Source organism: Rosistilla ulvae (assembly GCF_007741475.1).
In the GTDB taxonomy this organism is placed as follows: domain Bacteria; phylum Planctomycetota; class Planctomycetia; order Pirellulales; family Pirellulaceae; genus Rosistilla; species Rosistilla ulvae.
This window is the reverse complement of sequence record NZ_CP036261.1, coordinates 2,378,116-2,397,168: the sequence shown is the minus strand read 5'-3', so window position 1 is coordinate 2,397,168 and position 19,053 is coordinate 2,378,116. Positions and strand designations below refer to the sequence as shown.

Annotated in this window: 11 protein-coding genes; 6 read left to right on the top strand and 5 right to left on the bottom strand. The window is 59.2% G+C overall.

What is annotated here, in order from left to right; translation table 11 throughout:
• The first annotated feature begins 319 nt into the window (after positions 1 to 319).
• From EC9_RS08640 to EC9_RS08625, 4 genes are all read left to right on the top strand, one after another.
• The gene (locus EC9_RS08640; RefSeq protein ID WP_218934680.1) at positions 320 to 2,020 is read left to right on the top strand and encodes a TolC family protein; all 1,701 of its coding nucleotides are present in this window, start codon (positions 320 to 322) and stop codon (positions 2,018 to 2,020) included.
• 141 nt (positions 2,021 to 2,161) lie between these two features.
• The gene (locus EC9_RS08635) at positions 2,162 to 3,100 is read left to right on the top strand and encodes an efflux RND transporter periplasmic adaptor subunit (RefSeq protein WP_145344103.1); all 939 of its coding nucleotides are present in this window, start codon (positions 2,162 to 2,164) and stop codon (positions 3,098 to 3,100) included.
• Between the two features lie 12 nt (positions 3,101 to 3,112).
• Complete coding sequence (locus EC9_RS08630) at positions 3,113 to 4,531, top strand: efflux RND transporter periplasmic adaptor subunit (protein ID WP_145344101.1); 1,419 nt, start codon at positions 3,113 to 3,115, stop codon at positions 4,529 to 4,531.
• A gap of 1 nt (position 4,532) precedes the next feature.
• Positions 4,533 to 6,683 (top strand): biotin/lipoyl-binding protein, encoded by a 2,151-nt coding sequence (locus EC9_RS08625; RefSeq protein WP_145344099.1) that lies wholly within the window; start codon positions 4,533 to 4,535, stop codon positions 6,681 to 6,683.
• On the opposite strand, the gene EC9_RS08620 is transcribed toward EC9_RS08625, so the two are convergent.
• Together EC9_RS08620 and EC9_RS08615 are read right to left on the bottom strand one after the other, a co-directional pair.
• Positions 6,664 to 7,725 (bottom strand): calcium/sodium antiporter, encoded by a 1,062-nt coding sequence (locus EC9_RS08620; RefSeq protein ID WP_197451712.1) that lies wholly within the window; start codon positions 7,723 to 7,725, stop codon positions 6,664 to 6,666. The genes EC9_RS08625 and EC9_RS08620 overlap by 20 nt on opposite strands.
• Positions 7,726 to 7,809: 84 nt before the next feature.
• A complete protein-coding gene (locus EC9_RS08615) occupies positions 7,810 to 8,943 on the bottom strand; it encodes a S1C family serine protease (protein WP_218934679.1) in 1,134 nt (377 codons plus the stop codon).
• Between the two features lie 1,148 nt (positions 8,944 to 10,091).
• Between EC9_RS08615 and EC9_RS08610 the strand changes: the two genes are divergently transcribed.
• Both EC9_RS08610 and EC9_RS08605 read left to right on the top strand, forming a co-directional pair.
• Positions 10,092 to 12,092, top strand: a complete 2,001-nt coding sequence (locus EC9_RS08610) for an ABC transporter ATP-binding protein (RefSeq protein ID WP_145344097.1) — start codon at positions 10,092 to 10,094, stop codon at positions 12,090 to 12,092.
• Between the two features lie 196 nt (positions 12,093 to 12,288).
• Positions 12,289 to 14,478, top strand: coding sequence for a sulfatase-like hydrolase/transferase (locus EC9_RS08605; protein ID WP_145344096.1), 2,190 nt, complete (start codon positions 12,289 to 12,291; stop codon positions 14,476 to 14,478).
• Positions 14,479 to 14,536: 58 nt separating this feature from the next.
• Here EC9_RS08605 and EC9_RS08600 read toward each other — a convergent pair whose 3' ends face one another.
• The 3 genes from EC9_RS08600 to sbnA are packed head-to-tail and all read right to left on the bottom strand — an operon-like array spanning position 14,537 to position 18,830.
• Complete coding sequence (locus tag EC9_RS08600; RefSeq protein WP_145344094.1) at positions 14,537 to 16,033, bottom strand: Y4yA family PLP-dependent enzyme; 1,497 nt, start codon at positions 16,031 to 16,033, stop codon at positions 14,537 to 14,539.
• A complete protein-coding gene (locus EC9_RS08595; protein ID WP_145344091.1) occupies positions 16,030 to 17,757 on the bottom strand; it encodes an FAD/NAD(P)-binding protein in 1,728 nt (575 codons plus the stop codon). The genes EC9_RS08600 and EC9_RS08595 overlap by 4 nt, the downstream gene beginning before the upstream one ends.
• Positions 17,754 to 18,830, bottom strand: coding sequence for a 2,3-diaminopropionate biosynthesis protein SbnA (gene sbnA / locus EC9_RS08590; RefSeq protein ID WP_145344089.1), 1,077 nt, complete (start codon positions 18,828 to 18,830; stop codon positions 17,754 to 17,756). The genes EC9_RS08595 and sbnA overlap by 4 nt, the downstream gene beginning before the upstream one ends.
• Between the last annotated feature and the right edge of the window lie 223 nt (positions 18,831 to 19,053).

The following is a 19,053-nucleotide window of genomic DNA, read 5'->3' as shown; positions in this document are numbered from 1 at the left end:
ATTCGCTTGGCCTGCGAGCATCCACCGCGCGCAATCTTGGCCGCTAAAACCTAGCCCGCGGTATCGCACGCGTCGGAGTGACAGCGCGATCCGCTGTCGTTTTTCTTGGATATAGGCAATCGCCAAGTGATGGGTTGCAGTTGATGCGAAAGATCCCGCCGAGGCGATTTTTAGGATTGATACATTTAGCTCAGTTGGGGTGGTGCAGCCGACGATAAAGACACAACCTGAACGTGTTTTAGTGCAGGAATCGCCGAGTTAAATGACACCTGTTCACCAACGAAAACTACAGATGCTTGTAGTGACACTCACGATCATAGTGAGTGTCTCTAGGGGTGCTAGCGCACAACAAGCTGCGCCGGCGGCACAGTTGTTGTTACCACGGTTGAACGCATCGTCAGCAGCCACGGCGCCGCAACCGATCACGGCCACGACATCGCAGATGCTCGCCGCTTGGGCATCCGATGCGATTCGCGTTGACGAACAACCAACGCTTGCGGAGGTCTCCGACGCGGCGGCATCGACTGGCCCGATCGATTGGTGGGTCGCGGCAACCGCAACGCCGCTGCGGCATGCGCCGCATACGATCCCCGTCGACCTGATGATGCTGTTTTCGTTAACCGTACAGCACTCGGCACGCGTCCAAGCGGTCGCTCAAACGCCTTGGATCAGCGGCACGCAGATCGAGCAAGCGCGAGGCGTCTTCGATCCGCGGATCTATAGCGATACCGATCTCAATAGTACCAGCGATCCGGTTGAAAATACGCTGACCACCGGTGGCCCGCCGCGATTGGAAGACCAACTGCTGGGAACCGAAGCGGGGCTGCGAGGACAAACCACATCGGGTGGCAGTTATGGCTTCGGTCAAAGCATTGGTCACAAGAACAGCAACTCCACCTTCTTCCTTCCCAACAACCAAGGTTCCGCGGGGCTGTTCGCCAACTGGAGCCAGCCGTTGTTGCAGGGACGCCACATCGACGCCAATCGCAGTCTGATCCTGACCGCCCAATTCGATACCGCCGCGGCTCAGGCCAAATATACCGACGCGATTCTGACCCAGTTGTTTGACGTCGCCAACGCCTATTGGTCGCTGTATGTCGAGCGGGCCAATCTGTTGATTCGACAGCGACATCTCGACCGCGCCCAACGAATCGCTCGACAATTGGAACACCGCCAATCGCTCGATTCGGTTCGCAGCCAGGTTTTGCGAGCCCAAGCAGCGGTCGCCAATCGCACAGCCGAACTGTCGCTGGCCGAAGCCAACATTAGGAATCAGGAGTCGCGGTTGCGGTCGCTCGTCAATGCACCGTCGTTCAGCGATCAGGGACAGGCCGAACTGTTGCCAGCTCAGCCCGCGGTGATCATTCCGGTCGACTTCAATATCGAAAGCGAAGTTGCCGTGGCAATCCACCGGCGTCCCGAGATCCAGGAACTGCACGAACTGGTCAACGCGACGCAGGTCCGCTTGAACCTCGCCCAAGACCAAACGCGGCCTCAATTGAATCTTGTCTTGCAAGGTCAGCTGGCCGGACGCCAGGGATCGTCCGATATCGCCGGCGCCTGGGCAAACCAGTTTACCGACGGCCGGCCTGGGGTAGGCGGTGGCGTGCAGTACCTTCTCCCCTATCGCAACCGCACCGCCAACGGTCTGGTCCGTCAACGGCAATACGAACTGACTCAATTGACCATGTTGATCCGTGAAAAGACGGGCAACATTCGGGCGGAGGTGGAGATCGCGATCCGCAATCTCCGCGCGTCGCACGCCGCCGCGATCAGCCGCCGCGAATCGCTTGCCGCGGTCCAGGCCGAAATCAAATACCTCGATGATCGCTGGCATTTGCTGGGCAACGATCCGCGGCTGGGACAACTGCAGCTGGACGATCTTCTCAACGGACAAGACCGCTTGTTGCGCGAGGAACTGGCGCTGTTGCAATCGATCACGCAATACAATCGCAGCTTGATCGAAGTCCAACGGGCGACCGGGGCTTTGGTCTTCTTTTCCAATCCTATTGGAAACTAGAGATCTTGGAATGGTCGGCACATTCGGCAATCTCGTTGCCGTAGGCTGCAGTGCTTTCGCTCCATTTGACCGAACCGATCGGGTGCTCTCCAATTTGGGCGGTACGTTTTTGAGGCGAACAAAACCCAAGGTTTTGTGCTGGTGCCGTCTCAACACTCCATCCCCAACGGTGCGATGTTCTACAGGGCTCTCCTCTACCTGCTCGCGGTTTTCGGTCTGCAGAGCTTCCATGGCCCGCTGGCCGTTGCTCAGTTTACACCCCCAGCTTCCGCCAGCGATTATGAATACAGCCCGATCGAAGGCTTTAGCCAGCCGTTCCGGACGGCTCGCGTCGCCGCCGCGGTCACCGGCATCGTCGACGCCCGCACCGTTGCCGAAGGGAGCGAGGTGTTGAAGGGGGACTGCCTGCTGAAACTCGATTCATCGGTCCACCAAGAACTTGTTCAGATCAGTCGCGTCGCGCTGCAGGCACGCGGCGAATTGGCAACAGCGAAAGCGGAACTCGCCGCCCGGCGAACGCGATTTGAACGGATCGAAACACTGGCCGGCCGCGAGCACGCCACGCCCGTGGAACTGTTGCAAGCCCGCGAACAGGTTGCGTTGGCTGAAGCAAATGTGTTGACCGCTCAAGAGAAACAGCTGCAGCGGAAGGCCGAGTTCAAAAAATTGACGGCCGAAGCGAATCAATATTGCGTCGCCGCTCCCTTCGATGGCGTGATCGTTCAATTCCTCAAAGAAGAGGGAGAGTATGTTGGTGCGGTCGATCCCGACGTCTGCGTGTTGGCCCAGTTGAATGTTTTGTCGGTCAATTTCCTGGTGCCACGCGACCGTCGTCCCGAGATCCAAGTTGGCGGTCACGCGACAGTACAATTTGTCGATTCGAATCGTCGGGCGACAGGTTCGATCTATTTCGTCTCTCCTTTTCCCGATGGCGAGACCAACATGTACACGGTCAAAGTTCGCGTCGACAACGCCGACCGTCTGCTCAATGCCGGCTCGCGATGCCATCTTTTGAATCTCGATGCGGATCCAAATGCCAACGCGGCGGATCAACCACAACTCACCATGCAACTGAAATAAGTGGGGCAGATCGTGGTCATCGACTCCCCGGCAGCCAGCGTCGCCGCGCCGCGCCGGACTCCAAATTTGGGTAGCGCCGCAACCGCGGCGAACCCGCCATTGCCACAGCCCGAGCCGATTCGCACAGCCAGCGGTTCGGTGAGCGTTCAATTGATGGCGTCGTTGATCCAGCGGCTGTTCGCCCGTTACGACGCGATCAGCGTCACGCATTGGTCGCAAACCTCCGACGGGCAATTGAAAGGGCTATCGTTGCGAGGCGACAATTCGCCGGAGACCCGCCAAAAAGCAGCTGCCTTGGCGCTGCAAGCGATGACGACAGCCCAGACTCAATCGCGGATCGTCTCCTCCAGCCAGCAACAGTTCCTGGTCGCGGCGGTCCTGCCGGCGGTCGATGGCGAAGCGATTTCGATCTTGTTCGGCTGTGAAAACCGTGGCAATGCAGCCCAGTGGTTCGAAGCGCGGACGCGTGAAGTCGAACTGGCGGCGGCTCATCTAGCGATCATCCATCGCTTGGAATCCGTGCCGCCACCGCAAACGAGCGATCCCACCGCCACCAATCCCACGCCGCGCGATAACGCATCCGCCCCCAACCACGCTCTTGTCGAACGCCTTCGCACCTGGGCTGCCAAGCAAAAGCAAGACGCTCGCTGGATCCTCGCGATCGGCTTCGCCGCGCTGTTGATCGGCGCAATCCCCTGGCAACATTCGATCCAGTGCGCCGTGACCTGTGAACCGGCGCTGCGCCGTTTTGTCGTTGCTCCGTTTGATGGCAAGCTGCAGCAGTCGCTTGTTGGTCCGGGAGACTCCGTCGACGCCGGACAGGTCCTTGCGATTCTCGATGGCGGCGACCTGCTGGCCCAGATCGCCAGCTTGCAAGCCAAGATCGATCAAGCCCTCCAACGCCGCGCCGCCGCCCTCTCCAGCGGCGATGGTTCCAAGTCGCAGCTCGAGCGGCTGGAGGTGCAACATCTCCGCAGCGAGATCCAAATGCTCAAGTCGCGTGAACAGAATCTCGAAATCCGTTCGCCGATCGCGGGTGTTGTCGTCAGCGGCGATTTGGAACGCGCCGAGGGGATCCCGTTGCAGGTCGGTGAAAATTTGTTCGAGATCGCTCCGTTGGATCGATTGGTCGCCGAGATCGCGATCCCCGAATCGGACATCGCCAACGTGCAAATCGGGATGCCGACGTCGATCCGCTTGGACGCCGTCGCCGGTGCGTATCATCAGGCTCATTTGACGCAGATCCATCCACGCAGCGAAATCCGCGACGAGGCGAGCGTCTTCATCGCCGAAGCTGCCATCGATAATCAAGACCTTGCACTTCGCCCCGGGATGCATGGCACCGCCAGTATCCAAGCCGGACGTCGATCGGTCGCTTGGTTGTTGTTCCATCGCCCCTACGACGCACTCCGCGGTTTGATTGGGTGGTGAGATGACAAACCACGGCGAAGCGCCAGCGAAGACGCCCCTGCCAGAGAGCCTGCGATTGCGCAACGATCTCGTCCTGCATCCGCGCAGCGACGACGCGGGCGGATGTGTCCTCGAAGATCCTCACAACCATCGCTTCTATCGACTTGGGCCCGACGAACAAGCGTTCCTTGCCGCGTTGACCGGCGGTGCGACTCCCGAAGCTGCCTGGAACGCGAGGAAACGCGATGCAGCCGATCGACCGGCCAGCGATTGGTCTCGCGAATCGGCCGCCACGTTTTGCCAGTGGCTGATCAAAAACGAATTGACTGGAACTGCGGTCGCGCCCGGCGGTGCTGCTGCCGCGCCGACACCGCTGCCGGGGCGATGCCTATCGTTGCTGGGACGCTGCTATTTCTGGAAAGCTTCGCTGTTGGATCCCGATCGGATCCTGACCGCCTGGGTCCCTCGCTGCCGCTGGCTCTTTTCATGGCAGACGCAGTTGTGCGGCTTGGCGGTTCTGGTCTTTGGTCTGCTGTTGATGACCGGGCAATGGAGCGACTTCTTCGCCAGCTACGAGAACTTGTTAACGCCCTGGCGCGGACTGTGGCTAGCGGTCGCTTGGGTCAGCTTGAAGATTGTCCACGAATCGGCGCACGCCGGGACCTGTAAGTCGTATGGCGGTACGGTCCGCGATGCCGGACTTGCGATCATCCTGATGATGCCGATCGCCTACGTCGACGTCTCCTCGGCATGGAGGTTTCGTTCGCGGTGGCAGCGGTTGCATGTGACCCTTGCCGGCGTGGCGGTCGAGTTGGCGGTTGCCGGTCTGGCATTGCTGGCTTGGAATCTTGCCGACTCCCTGCCGCTGCAACAAGCCGCCGCCGACCTCTTTCTATTAGCCTCGATCAGTTCGATCCTGTTTAACCTCAACCCGCTGCTGAAGTTCGATGGCTACTTTGCTCTGGCCGACATCACCGGCATCGACAATCTGTACGGATATGGCCAATCGTACGCGCGGTTTTGGGGATCTCGTTACGTGCTGGGGCTCGATCCACGCCAGCCAGCGATGCCCGCGGGGGATCCCCCCTGGGTGAAAGTCTATGGACTTGCCGCCGCCGTCTACCGGGTGTTCACCGTCTCGGGAATGACGTTGGCCGCAGCGGCCATTTTTCATGGCGCGGGAATTTTGATCGCCGCCGCCGGCGCGATCTCTTTTGCACTGTTGCCGCTGTGGCGATTGAGCCAACATCTGCGGCAACTGCACAGCGAAGGCAAATTGTTTGCCACGCGGTTGGCGATTCGGTTGGGCGGACTGGTGTCGATCGCGATGCTGTTGCTGTTTGTTGTTCCTGCCGATTTGCGCCAGACCACTCCGGCGGTTGTCCAATACGATCCTCCCGCGATCGTCCGCGCTCCGCTGGATGCATTTGTCGACAGCGTTCATGTTCGCGATGGCGACCGCGTCGTCGCCGGCCAACCGATCGCAACGCTCCGCAACGACGAACTGCAACAGCGACTGGGAATGCTGAATAAAGAACTGTTGCAACTGGAACAGGAACTCCGCGGGGCGCGTTGGAACGGTGACCTATCGCAATCAGCCGACGCTCAATCGCGGCTGATCGGATTGCGTCAGCAGAGGCAACAGAAACAGACCGAGGTCGACAGCCTGATCGTCCGCGCACCAAGCGACGGTCGGATCGTGGCTCGCCAACTGGAACTGCTGCAGGGCTGTTACGTTCGGCAAGGCGATGAATTGGGAGCTGTCGGATTCGAGCAGCGGAAGCGATTGAAGGTTTCGCTGAGTCAACGCGAAGCCAACTTCAGCGACGACGGCAGCCAGATGCCAGTGACCGTGATCGTCCATCGGCAGCCTGCCTGGCAAGCTCATCTCGCTCACGCCGAATCGCGGGCGTCGCAGGTCGTGCCCGACGACGCGTTGATCGCTCCCTACGGCGGCAGTCTGGCGGTGATCAAATCCGAAGAGGATCGTTTTGAGTTGTGCGAACCGCGGATCAACGCCTACGTCTCGCTGACCGAAACACAAAGCCTGCGGCTGCGCTGCGGACAGCGAGCCTTTGTGCGGCTGCAATGCCAACGTCGCTCTTTGGGACGCTGGATCTGGGAATCGCTAACGCAGGGGCATTGGACGCCTGCTACCGCATCACGAAACTGAAGCCGAGGTAGGCGAAATAGAAGCCGACTAACAGACCGCCGGCCCAGCGGGGCAATTGGTCTCCCTTGGCACACATGATCGCCACGCGGAAGGTGATCAAGACCGCTAACATCGCGGGGAACTGGACTCGGAAAAACTCCGGCGCCGCGTTGAGACCAACGGGCGTGACCGCCGCGGCGGCTCCAGCGACAAACAACACGTTCAAGATGTCGGCACCGATCACGTTGCCGATCGCCAGCTCGCCGCGACCTTTTAGGCTGGCGGTAACGGCGATCGTCAGTTCGGGCAGCGAGGTGCCAAACGCGACCAACGTCGCCGCGATCACTCCTTCGGGAACATTTAATCGCGCGGCCGTCTCGATCGCTGCAGAGATCAATATCTCCGACGACACGACGACAAAAAACGTGGCGACCAGCAGCATAAAGACCATCCCCACCGTCGATCGAACCGCCTCCGGTTCTCCGCTCTCATCGGATGGTTCGTCGCTGACACCTTTCGATTTGGCAACGTGGATCGACCACAAGACGTAGACCGCAAGCAGCCCCAGGAACATGAAACCGCCCCACTGCGGCAACACGCCTCCCTCGGTCATCATGGTCCCCAATCGGGTCCATGGCACACACATCCCGATCAACAACAATCCGGCACCAAATTGAACCATACCCTGGCGATTGACCAACCAACGGTCCAAAGGAATCGGTGCGATCAGGCACGCGACGCCCAGGATCAGACCGGTGTCGCAGATGATCGATCCGACAGCGTTCCCCAAAGCCAAGCCTGGCGTTCCGCCGATCGCCGCCATTACGCTGACGACAGCTTCGGGAGTGGTGGTGCCAAGACTGACGATCGTCGCTCCCACGATCACCCGTGGCATCCCCAACTTCAACGACAACTCGGTCGCTTCATCGACCAACACGTCTGCCGATTTGCCCAGCATCAACACGCCGACGACCAATCCCAACGCGATTAAGATCCACGGGGCGGTGTGCAACCAGGTGAGTAGATCGAACGCAAAAAAATGTTCTAAGAAGGCTTCGAGCACGATAGGGATCGCTGGGTTAAAGTTTGTCGAGGAAGGAATGCAGGGTGAGAACGTATCGCGAACAAGCCGCCGCGAAAAAGGATTCTAGAGAGCGGCTTCCAGGGTGACTGTCAGTTCCAAACGTTCCCCTTTGCGGAACAATGTCAACTGCTGCGTCGACCCGATCGGTTCGCGTTCGATCGCCTCTTGTAAATCGCGTGGCTTGACGATCGCTTGGCCATTAAATTCCAAAATCACATCATAGGGTTCGACACCCGCTTTGGCTGCGGCATGATTTTTAGTAACCGCGACGACCAAGATCCCCGTCTTCATCGGCAGTTCCAACTGACGAGCGATCCGCGCATTTAACATCGCCAACGACAAACCGATCGACGCGCGGCGGACTTCGCCAAATTCGGCCAACTCGCGAGCGATCCAGTTCGCTTGGTTGATCGGGACCGCAAAACCGATGCCTTGGTAACCGCCGCTGCGGGTCGCGATCGCGGTGCTGATCCCAACCACCTCGCCATCGAGATTGATCAACGGACCTCCCGAGTTGCCCGGGTTGATCGCCGCATCGGTCTGCAGCAGACGACCGCGGCGAATCGCGTCCAAGCGGCGACCGATCGCGCTGATGATCCCCGCACTGACGGTTGCATCCAAGCGAAACGGGCTGCCGATCGCTAGCACCCATTCGCCGATCTGCAGATCTTTGGAATTCCCCAGCCTGGCAGCGACCAACTTTTCTTCGGTCTCGATTTGAATGATGGCAATGTCGCTGGCCGGATCGCCCAACACCTTCGTCGCGGTGATTTCCAGTCCATCGTGCAACCGCACGATCACTCGGCGGGCGTCGCGAATCACGTGATTGTTGCTGATGATCAGCCCCTCGGCCGTCAGGATCACTCCCGATCCCAACCCGGTCGCCGGCAGCATCTCTTTGGTGTGCGGGATGTCATCCAAATCGGAGATCTCGTCGCCATCGTCGGGGGATTCGATATCAAAATCGTCCGCCTCGTCCGCTCCGACCGGCATCCCCTGGTCATCCAGGTTCTGCCCGTACGCGATGACGGTCACGACCGAAGCGGTCGCCAATTTGGCTGCATTTTGAAACGCTCGGGACAACGCTCGGGGGCCCGTGTCGTCCTGAGCGTTCGCCTTTGCCCAAGGGGCAAAGAGAATCGCGACGATCAAAATCAGACGCAGCCAACGCGGTTTGCCAATTCGGGGGGGATTCATGGGAGTGATCATATTGCGTTTATCCAGTTGGCACCAGGAAGCGATCTTTTTCCGCTGTTGGTATCTTAAACCCGGGCGAGTGAATTGGTATGGGGGCTGTTCATTTCACCTTACGGCTATTGAGCGTTTGTATCAAAGCAGTTTAGCCGTTGCGTGATAGCTCAGCCCCGGGCCGTTGGCCCTTCGCGTGATGAGAGTGTGTTGGGGGCGTCTCGGCCGTTAGCCAGCCCTGCAGGCTGGGCTATGCAAATTGCGGGACCTTAGGCCCGCAGTGGCTGTTGGCGGAATGAGCCTGTCCCTTTCGTTTGCCATATCGCTCGCCCCCATCAGGGACACGCCGAGTCAGGGCCGAAGGCTCGACCATTTGCATAGCCCAGGCCATCGGCCTGGGTTTAGGCCACGACAATTTCAAAACCTTCTGGGCTGAAGGCCCGAATAGATGAGCGCCCCCCGGGCCGTTGCCCCAATTCACCTGTCGGGACCTGGGACGCGACGGGCCTCCGGCCGTTACCCAGCCCTGCAGGCTGGGCTATGCAAATTGCTGGGCCTTCGGCCCGCGGTGGATGGCGGCGGAATGTGCCTGTCCCTTTCGTTTGCCATATCGCTCGCCCCCATCAGGGACACGCCGAATCAGGGCCGAAGGCTCGACCATTTGCATAGCCCAGGCCATCGGCCTGGGTTTAGGCCGCGACAATTTCAAAACCTTCAGGGCTGAAGGCCCGATAGATGCGCGCCCCGGGCCGTTGCCCCAATTCACCTGTCGGGACCTGGGACGCGACGGGCCTCCGGCCGATACCCAGCGCTGCAGGCTGGGCGATGCAAATTGCTGGACCTTCGGCCCGCAGTGGCTGTTGGCGAATCGATGCCTGTCCTGTTTTCCCCTGGTTTGCCTTGGTGGTTCGCCCAATCGCGCTGCGGGCGTCGCTGCGCAACCTGTCGACCGACCGATGAAATCGCCGAAAACGGACGATTGCCCGGCTCTTCGTAACCCCCACAATCGTTAACCGACGGACAACTGCTATCGCTAGCAAACCCATCGCGACTGAATATTTCCCTTGCGTCAAACGATAAGCATTCCTACGATTGCCTCCGTTGCATCACATTGGATTTCCCGTTTATCTCTCGCGATCAAGGACGGTCGCTCATCCATGCGAAATTTTTGCCGCATCCTGCGGATCTCGTTTAAGCAACGGTTGGCGATCGCTGGCGTTGTCCTTTCGTCAGCCTTTGTCGCTTTGTTGTGGGGCCTGAACATCGGTACGCTGTACCCGATGATCGAAATCGTCTTCGAGGGCGAAGGGGTCTCCAGCTACGTCGCGAAAGAGCAGGAGAAGCTGGACGTTCAGATCACCCAAATCGATGCCGATTTGGAACAACTGGCGCAGCAACGCGAAGCCGCAGCCAACGACGACCAACGGCAACAGATCGATAACCAGATCCTGTGGCAGAACTCCAAACGCGAGCTTGAGTTGCGCAAAGCCGATGCGCTGGCATGGGCACGACCGTGGGCTGATAAAATGCCCGACAGTCCCTTCCAAGTGTTGGTGATGTTGATCGTGGTGCTGATGATCGGCACGGCGATCAAATTAATCGCCCTGACCGCCAACTTGATGCTGGTTCAAGAGATCTCCGAACGGACCTGCATGGACGTGCGGAACATGCTGTTTCGCCAATCGTTGCGGTTGGACCTAGACAGCTTCGGCGATAACGGCTCCAGCAGCCTGACCGCTCGCTTGACCAACGACGTTGGCAACATCGCCACCGGAATCAACGTCCTGTTTGGACGCACGATCCGCGAACCGATGAAGATGATCGTCTGCGTCGTCGGTGCCGCGATCGTCTGCTGGCGTCTGCTGTTGCTGGTCATGGTCGTCGCCCCGTTGATGGCTTGGGTGATCTCGGTGCTCAGCAAATCGATCCGCCGCGCCAGCCGCCGCGTGATGGAAGAGATGACGCAGATGTACAGCGTGCTGAACGAAGCATTTGCTGGTATCAAAGTTGTCAAAGCGTACAACACCCAAGGCTTCGAGAGAGCTCGCTTCTCGCGCTCCGCTCAGCTCTGTTATTCCAAGTCGATGAAAGCCTCTTGGTATCATTCGCTCACCCGCCCCGCGACCGAGCTGTTAGGGATGGCGATGATCTCGCTGGCGATCATCGCCGGCGGCTATCTGGTGCTGAACCAAAAGACCCACTTGCTGGGAATCCGCATGACCTACACCGAACTTGGGTTCGCAGAGGTCCTGCTGTTTTTCGCCTTCCTGATCGGAACGACCGACCCGGCACGGAAGCTGACCGATGTCTGGAGCGTTCTGCAACGCGGCATCGCTGCGGCCGATCGAATCTTCGAAATCCTGGACCAACCGATTCGCGTCGTCGATCCGGCAGAACCGAAAAGCCTCACCGGCCGCCATCAAAGGATCGCCTTCAACGACATCCAGTTCTCGTATCCTTCGGGCCCAATGACGCTCAACGGATTGAACTTGGAGATCAAACAAGGGGAAACGATTGCGATCGTCGGGCCCAACGGTTCGGGCAAAAGCACGTTGATCAATCTGTTGTGCCGGTTCTACGATCCTCAATCGGGTAGCGTCACGATCGACGATGTGCCGATCAACGAGATCCGTTTGCGCGATCTGCGTCGCCGCATCGGCCTGGTCACCCAACGGACGTTTTTGTTCGAGGATACGATCCTCAACAACATCCGCTACGGAACGCCGGGAGCCTCCGAAGAGCAAGCGATCCAGGCGGCTAAGCGGGCGCACGCCGATGAATTTATCACCAGCAAGATGCCCGATGGCTACCAGACCCTGCTAGGCTGCGGCAGCATGCACCTGAGCGGCGGGCAGATGCAACGGCTCGCTTTGGCGCGAGCGATTCTGCGAGATCCGGAGATCTTGATCCTCGACGAAGCGACCAGCCAGATCGACCTGGAAAGCGAAGCGTTGATCCACGATGTGCTCAGCGATTTCCTTAAGGATCGAACCGGCATCATGATCACTCACCGACCGACCACGTTGGAATTGGCCGATCGAGTTGCGATCATCGAACAGGGCGAACTGTCCGACGTCGGCACCCATCATCAATTGCTGGGCAGAAACGATTTCTACAGCAGCTTGGTCGGCAACGACTTCAGCAGCAAAGCCGCCTAGGAAACGCTCCCAACTCCTCTACTCCCAACTCCTCCAGAAGGCTTTCTCCGTCGTCCAACGCGCATCGCGGCCGGACTTCGGCTAAACTCGGTTCACCCCCCTTCTCGATCCCCTGCGACGCACCGGGCGTTGCCATCAAGCGACGTCGCGCGTTTGATCGATCGAGCCCCCAACGAATCGAAGTCCACGGAAAGCCATGAAAATCAATCTGCTGTTGGGTGCGTTGGCACTCATTTGCTGCGGAAACGTCGTCGCCGACGAACGTCCAAACATCGTCTTTTTCTTCGCTGACGATCAAACCAGTAGCTCGCTGGGATGTTACGGCAACGCCGCCGCGGAGACACCGAACATCGACGCCCTGGCCGCTCGCGGCACGCGATTTGACAACGCGTTTGTCTCTCAGTCGATCTGTTGGGTCAGCCGCACCACGATCCTGACGGGGCTGACCGGACGCAGTTACGGCACCGCCGCCAACCCGGAACTCGCCCGTCCCGACGCCGTAGAGACTCTGTACAGCGACATCCTTCGCGAGCGTGGGTACCGGACGGGATACTTTGGGAAATGGCACGCCAAGATGCCGCGTGGCTTTAAGCAAAAGGATCACTTCGACGAATTTGAAGCGATCTCGCGGAACCCTTATTACAAGCGGATGCCCGACGGTAGCCTGCGTCACGAGACCGATCTGATCGTCGATCGCGGAATCGAGTTCATCGAGAACCAACCGGCCGACAAACCCTTTGCATTGAACATGTGGTTCAACGCTTGCCACGCCGAAGATAAAGATCGCCGGCCGGGGATCGGCGCCTTTCCGTGGCCTCAAGGCGTCGACGGCAAGTTCGAAGACACCGTCCTCGCGCCGCCCCGCTTGAACGATCCAGCGATCTTCGACGCGCTCCCCGAGTTTCTGCGGACGACGATCAACCGCGAACGCTTTTTCTGGCGATGGAACACCGACGCCAGGTACCAAACCAACATCCGCGCCTACTACCGCATGACGACCGGAATCGATGCGGCTGTCGGTCGCTTTCTCGAAGCGTTGCAAGCCGCCGGACTGGCCGACAACACGATCATCGTCTACACCGCAGACAACGGTTACCACATGGGCAACCGCGGCTTGGCGGGCAAATGGTCTCACTTCGAAGAATCGCTTCGCGTCCCGATGATCGTCGCCGATCCTCGCGTCGACAGTTCGCAGCGTGGCAAAGTCAGCGACGCGATCGCGCTGAACCTGGATCTTCCAGCGACCTTCGTCGATTGGGCCGGCGCGGAGATTCCCAAGCGTTATCAAGGCCGCAGCTTGCGACCGATCGTCGCCGATCAAAAGCCGGCCGACTGGCGGACCGAAAGCTTTCACGAACACTTCGCCGTGCGACACCGGATCCCCGCCTTTGAAGGACTGCGAAACGCGGAATACAAATACGTTCGCTACTTCGACCACGGCAACTATGAGTTTCTGCACGATCTGAAAAACGATCCCGATGAATTGACCAACCTCGTCAGCGATCCCAAACACGCAGAGACTCTGGCGGCGATGCGGGCGCGAACCGACGCCCGCGTGAAGGAGCTAGGTGGACCGTTGGATCCGCTGAAGGGAGAGTTCACGTCGTCGACGGTCCCTTATCCCGAAGCGTCCGCAATGGTCGGAGCTCGCGCCGATGCGGAGGGCTTCGTCCGGCTGTTCGATGGCAAGACGCTGCGTCACTGGTCGGGCGATCCGAAGTATTGGTCGGTCCAAGATGGCGCGATCACCGGCGTCACCGATGGCTCGCTGAAAATGAATCGCTTCCTGACCTGGGAGGATTCGACGGTCCGCAACTTTGACCTTCGCGTGAAAGTGAAAGTCACCGCGGGCGGCAACAGCGGCATCCAATACCGCGGCACCTCGCGCCCCGATCTCGGCCTGGATATCGTGACCGGATACCAATGCGACGTCGTCGCCAATGTCCCCAAATACAACGGCATGCTCTACGAGGAACGCGGCCGCCGGATTTTGTCGCACACCGGTGAACAAGTTGTCATCGATCCCGAGGGGCAACCTTGGATCGTCGGCAAGATGCCCGTCAAGGAGTTTGCCGCCGATCAATGGCACGACTACCGCGTTCTGGTTCGTGGCAATCATCACCAGCATTGGATCGACGGACACAAAACCGCCGACCTGATCGATCTCGACGAAAACGGACGTGCGCTCGAAGGCGTGCTTGCGGTTCAGGTCCACGTCGGGCCGGCGATGAAGATCCAATACAAGGACTTCAAAATCAAACACCTCCCCGATGACATGCCGCTGCAAACCGTGGAGGATGTAAAAATCCCAGCCGACGCAACCGGCGTCCGCCCGCAGGGACGGCTTCCCAAGGACTGGAAGGCTCCGGTCTACGGAGAGCGTTAATCGCAAGCCGCTGCTGCCGCGCGACGCCAACCGATCGGTCGGTTGGCGAAATCAAAGCCTAGCTGTCGATCGCGTCGACGTGAAACAGGTCTTCGCCGTTGCGATCGACCACGACGTTGGTTGCCAAAGGGAATTGGTGCGATCGACTTTCGAGAAAGTGCATGAAGTAGCCGGCGGTGTTTGGCAAAACCACCAGATCGCCGGCAGCGATCCCCTGGGGAAATCGGAACCGTCGCAGCGAGATCAATTCCGATTCGGTGCAGTACGCGCCGACGAGATATCCCGCCAACGCCTCGTTGCGATCCAAGCTTGCACTTTCGTTGGTTTGCAAAACCAGCGGATCGACGAGAAAGTCATCGCTGCCGGTTCGACACTGTGTGCGGTTCATGGCAACTCCGACAAACGAATCTCCACTGGGACGGCGTTTGACAAACTCAACACGGGCGACGGTGATGCCGCAGCCGTTTAAGACGCTGCGTCCGGGCTCGCATCGCAACTGCAGCTGCCGGTGGCGAATCGCAGCGGCGAGAGTTTCCCCCGGTTCGAATTCCGCATCCAATACGCCAGCCAACCAAGCTGCGGCGGTGGGCGATTGGTAATAGGGATAGGTGTTGCGGCGGCCGTGCAATTTCCCATCGACGTTGATAAATCCGAGGCCATCATTTTTGAAGGTGATCGGTTTGCGTTCGCCCAGCAGTGCGGATCGATGCTCCGCATGAAACGCTTCCCACTGCGACTTGCTCCCCAAATAACACATTGGTAGACCGCCACCGATATCGAGAAACCGAACGTCATGGCCAAGCGACCGGAATCGGTCGATCAACGGCAGCGATTGGCGGATCGCACTAATGCGTTGAGCTGCACTGTAACCATCCAGATGGAAATGGATACCGCAGACGCGAACCGATGCTTCGTCGCTGGAGTCGGGAATCTGGCGGAGCAGATGTCCCGCTTCGTCGATATCAAAACCAAAACGCGAGAACAGCTTCTCACCATCGTGCTGGAAGCCGCTGATCCGGATCGCAACCTCCGCTTCGATCGCCAACTCCGCTGCCACCGCTTCGACGCACCGAAGTTCGTCAATGTTATCGATCGCAATCGGAACTCGGTTCTGCAGGCACAACCGGATCAACGATCGTGGCTTGATCGCTGCGGTGCAGAGTATGTCCGCACTGCGCACCCCACGGTCGATCGCTTGCTGGCACTCCGCCTCGCTCGCGACATCGATCCCCGCGCCGATCCAGTTGGCGGCATCGACAAACGCTAAACACTTGTTGGCTTTCCGGGCAAAGTAAACCTGAAAACGTAGATCGCGTTCGTTGGCAACTCGATTCAATTGCTCGATATTGCGGACCATCGGTTCGGCCGAGATCACGTTCAATGGCGAACCAAATCGCTCGCACGCCGCATCGAGTTCCAGCCTTCGGTCGCTCAACAGTTCGACCATCCAAGGTTCCAACACCGCGTCCAACGGAGGCGTTCCTTGGCAGAAGGATCTCAGCGTGGCGATCCGCTGGCGGTCGGTGGGATCCGAAGTTTCGAAGCTACAGGTCATTCGTTCTCTTTCCGATTTTGAATTTTTGTTGCGACTTCGGCCGCCCAGCGTTGAGGTTGATCGTGAAGCGTTCGGCTGAGCGTATCGTTGCCCAACACACAGCCTTCTGTCGACCGCCCAATGATCGACAGTACGTCGACCACTCGACCTTTTTCAGTCACCGGACGCCCCAGGCGATCGACTTCGATCCCCTCGCTGCCGTGCAACCGCCGAATCGTGCGAGCTTCCAGTAGACCTTGCAGCGGCCCGGCGCTGTGAAGTTGAAGCGGGGATGGCAGCACGGCGTCAACGCATCGATCGACCGCCACGGTATCGATGCCGTTGCCGATCGTGCAAGTTCCCGCTCGCCGCGAGCTGTCGATCTGCAGTTCCGAGGTGAGAAAACGCAGGTCGACGATCCCGGCATCGATCAATGCCAACATCCGCCCGACGTTGTCAGCCGGCGGGCCAAAAGCAATCCGCTCCATCTCTGCCGCGATATGCCAAAACGTCTTCCACTGGTCCGCGGCGAGTCCGCCATAGCTGACTTGACGAACGATCGCAGGATACAGATTTCGCCAAGCGGCTCCCATCGCCCATCCAACATCGGGGACCTCGCGACCAGTTGCGACGCGAAACGAACGACGCATGGCGGCGAGCGACGTCGCAGGTTTCATCGTGCCGCGACACCAATCGTCAAACCAATTTTGAACCTCAGTCGACGTGCCAAACGAACGGTCGCGGAAATGGTTTACTGCTGCTGCGGCTGATTGTGTAAGAATCTGCCAGAACTCGCTCCCTCGATCGCAGCGGTGGATTGGCAGCTGAAGCGCATCGATCGCATCGCGACCGCGTTCCCAGATCGCATCCAACGCAGCGGGCTGCGGAAACAGCGACTCGTTCGGTTTGGCCAACATCGGTCGCCCACTGCGCGAAAAGGGGATGATCCGCCGCGGTTCACAGCCGCTGGGCAGATAACGCCAGTTGTCGCCCGTGACAATGAAAGCTCCGCTGCGTTCGGTGGTCAACGCCAGCGTGACGTCGATCCACGTCAAACCGTAACCTCGGATTGCAACGGTTTCTCCCGGACGGATCGATTCGACGGACAGATTCTTCCGGATTGGAAAAGCGGGAATGAACTCGACCTTCGTTTGTTCTTGCGATGGTTGCGGAGTCCGCCATCCCTCGTGCCCGACGGTCAAAACCAGTTCGTCGTATTCCGCTTCGAGTCGATCGGTCTGCACAACCCAGCGCCGGACGCGGCGGTCGACTCGCGAGACGCGGCAGCCGTGAAGCGTCACCTGCGCGAATTCCTCCAGCTCGGCGTAAACCTTTCGGTAACAGTCGTGCAGATATTCGCCGACGACGGCTCGTGGGGCGAAGCCGTTCGGATCGACTGATGTCCCGTACCTTTGCTTCAACCAGCCGACGAAGTCGAGACGCTCGGCCCCCGACTCCCCTAGATCCGCCCAAGCGTTGATGTGCTTCGCGGCGAAGTTCATCTTCAGGTAATGAGGTTGACAGGACGCGTAGACATTCCCCGCACCGGGAAACTCGGACGGCTCAAAGATGTCGATCGATAGGCTACGCACACAGCGATTTCGCCGCAGTTCATCGCTCAGCGATTGCAAACAGTACAGCCCACGCGGCCCACAACCGACGATCCCGATCCGGAACCGCGACGCCCCGTGCGACAGATTCGATCGATCTCCGACGGCAACCGATGCTGCCAGCGGAGCACTCATTGCGACCTCGCTTCGGTCGACGAAAGCGCTGGCGAATTGATCCGCGATTCGACTTCGTCAGCATTTGTGCCAAGCGCCGACTGAAGCCAATCGTCATTAAAGACAGTGTCCAGGTATCGGGTCCCCGAGTCATGCAGGATCGCGACACAACGCTTGCCGCGCAGGTTTGCTTCCATCGATCGAACAACTTCTAAAACCCCGCCCGCCGATCCGCCAACGAGCATCGCTTCGCGCCCCGCCGCCCGGCGGCAGCCAACGACACAATCGATGTCGGAGACGCGAACGATTTGGTCGAACGTTTGATCGCGAGCGAGAGCAGGTTCGTGGCCAGCGCCCAATCCAGGAATCAACCGCTCGCCCGGCGAACCGCCAAACAACACGCTGCCGTTGGCATCGACTGCGATCACTTTCGTATTGCGACGGTGGCGGCGCAAGTAGTCGCGACAGCCTTGGGCCGTCCCCGTGCTGCTGGTCGCGACAAAAAGATAGTCGATGTCGCCGCCGGTATCGCGATCGATCTCGCGAATCGTGCCATTCAGGTGAGCGATGGGGTTCTGGCGGTTTGCGTATTGGTTGGGCCAATAGCTGTTGGGAGTGACTTCCAGCAGTTCTCGCACCCGCTGCAATCGAGCCGCCAGGAAGCTTCCGTCGACCTGCCGCTCGACGCGTACGATCTCCGCTCCCAAGGCTCGCATGATCGCCACGTTTTGCGGTTGGGCATGCGGATCGACGACACACATAAATCGCAAGCCGTGGAAGCGACACGCCTGAGCCAAACCGATCCCCATGTTTCCCGAAGAGGATTCGATCACCGTGGCTCCTTCCGCAAGTTCCCCCTGTCGAATCGCATGGTGCAACATTCGCGTGGCGGGACGATCTTTGGCACTTCCACCCGGGTTCGCGGATTCGAGCTTGGCATACAGTTCGACGCTAGACTCTTCGAGATAGCGACGCATCCGAACCAAAGGTGTTTGGCCGACGCAGTCGAGGATGCCGTCAGCCGATTGGACGACCGATCGACTGGCTGACCGGCACTCTTCTGCGACGTCGTTTTCCTGTTCGAGGACCGCCATAGGTTTTACTCCAGCATGGATATTTATCAGCTTGCAGACGCCATGCGGCTGCAAAGTTCAACTGATCCGCTACTGAAAGCAAACCCCATGCCGCAAACCGGCGGTCGGTTGCCGCTCCCGTTTTTACGGCGATTTGCATTGCTTGCCGCGTCACTTGGTGGCGCGATCGCAAAAGAGATGGTTTCGGGACGACCGCGTTGATCGTTGAGAAACCGGTGCGTAT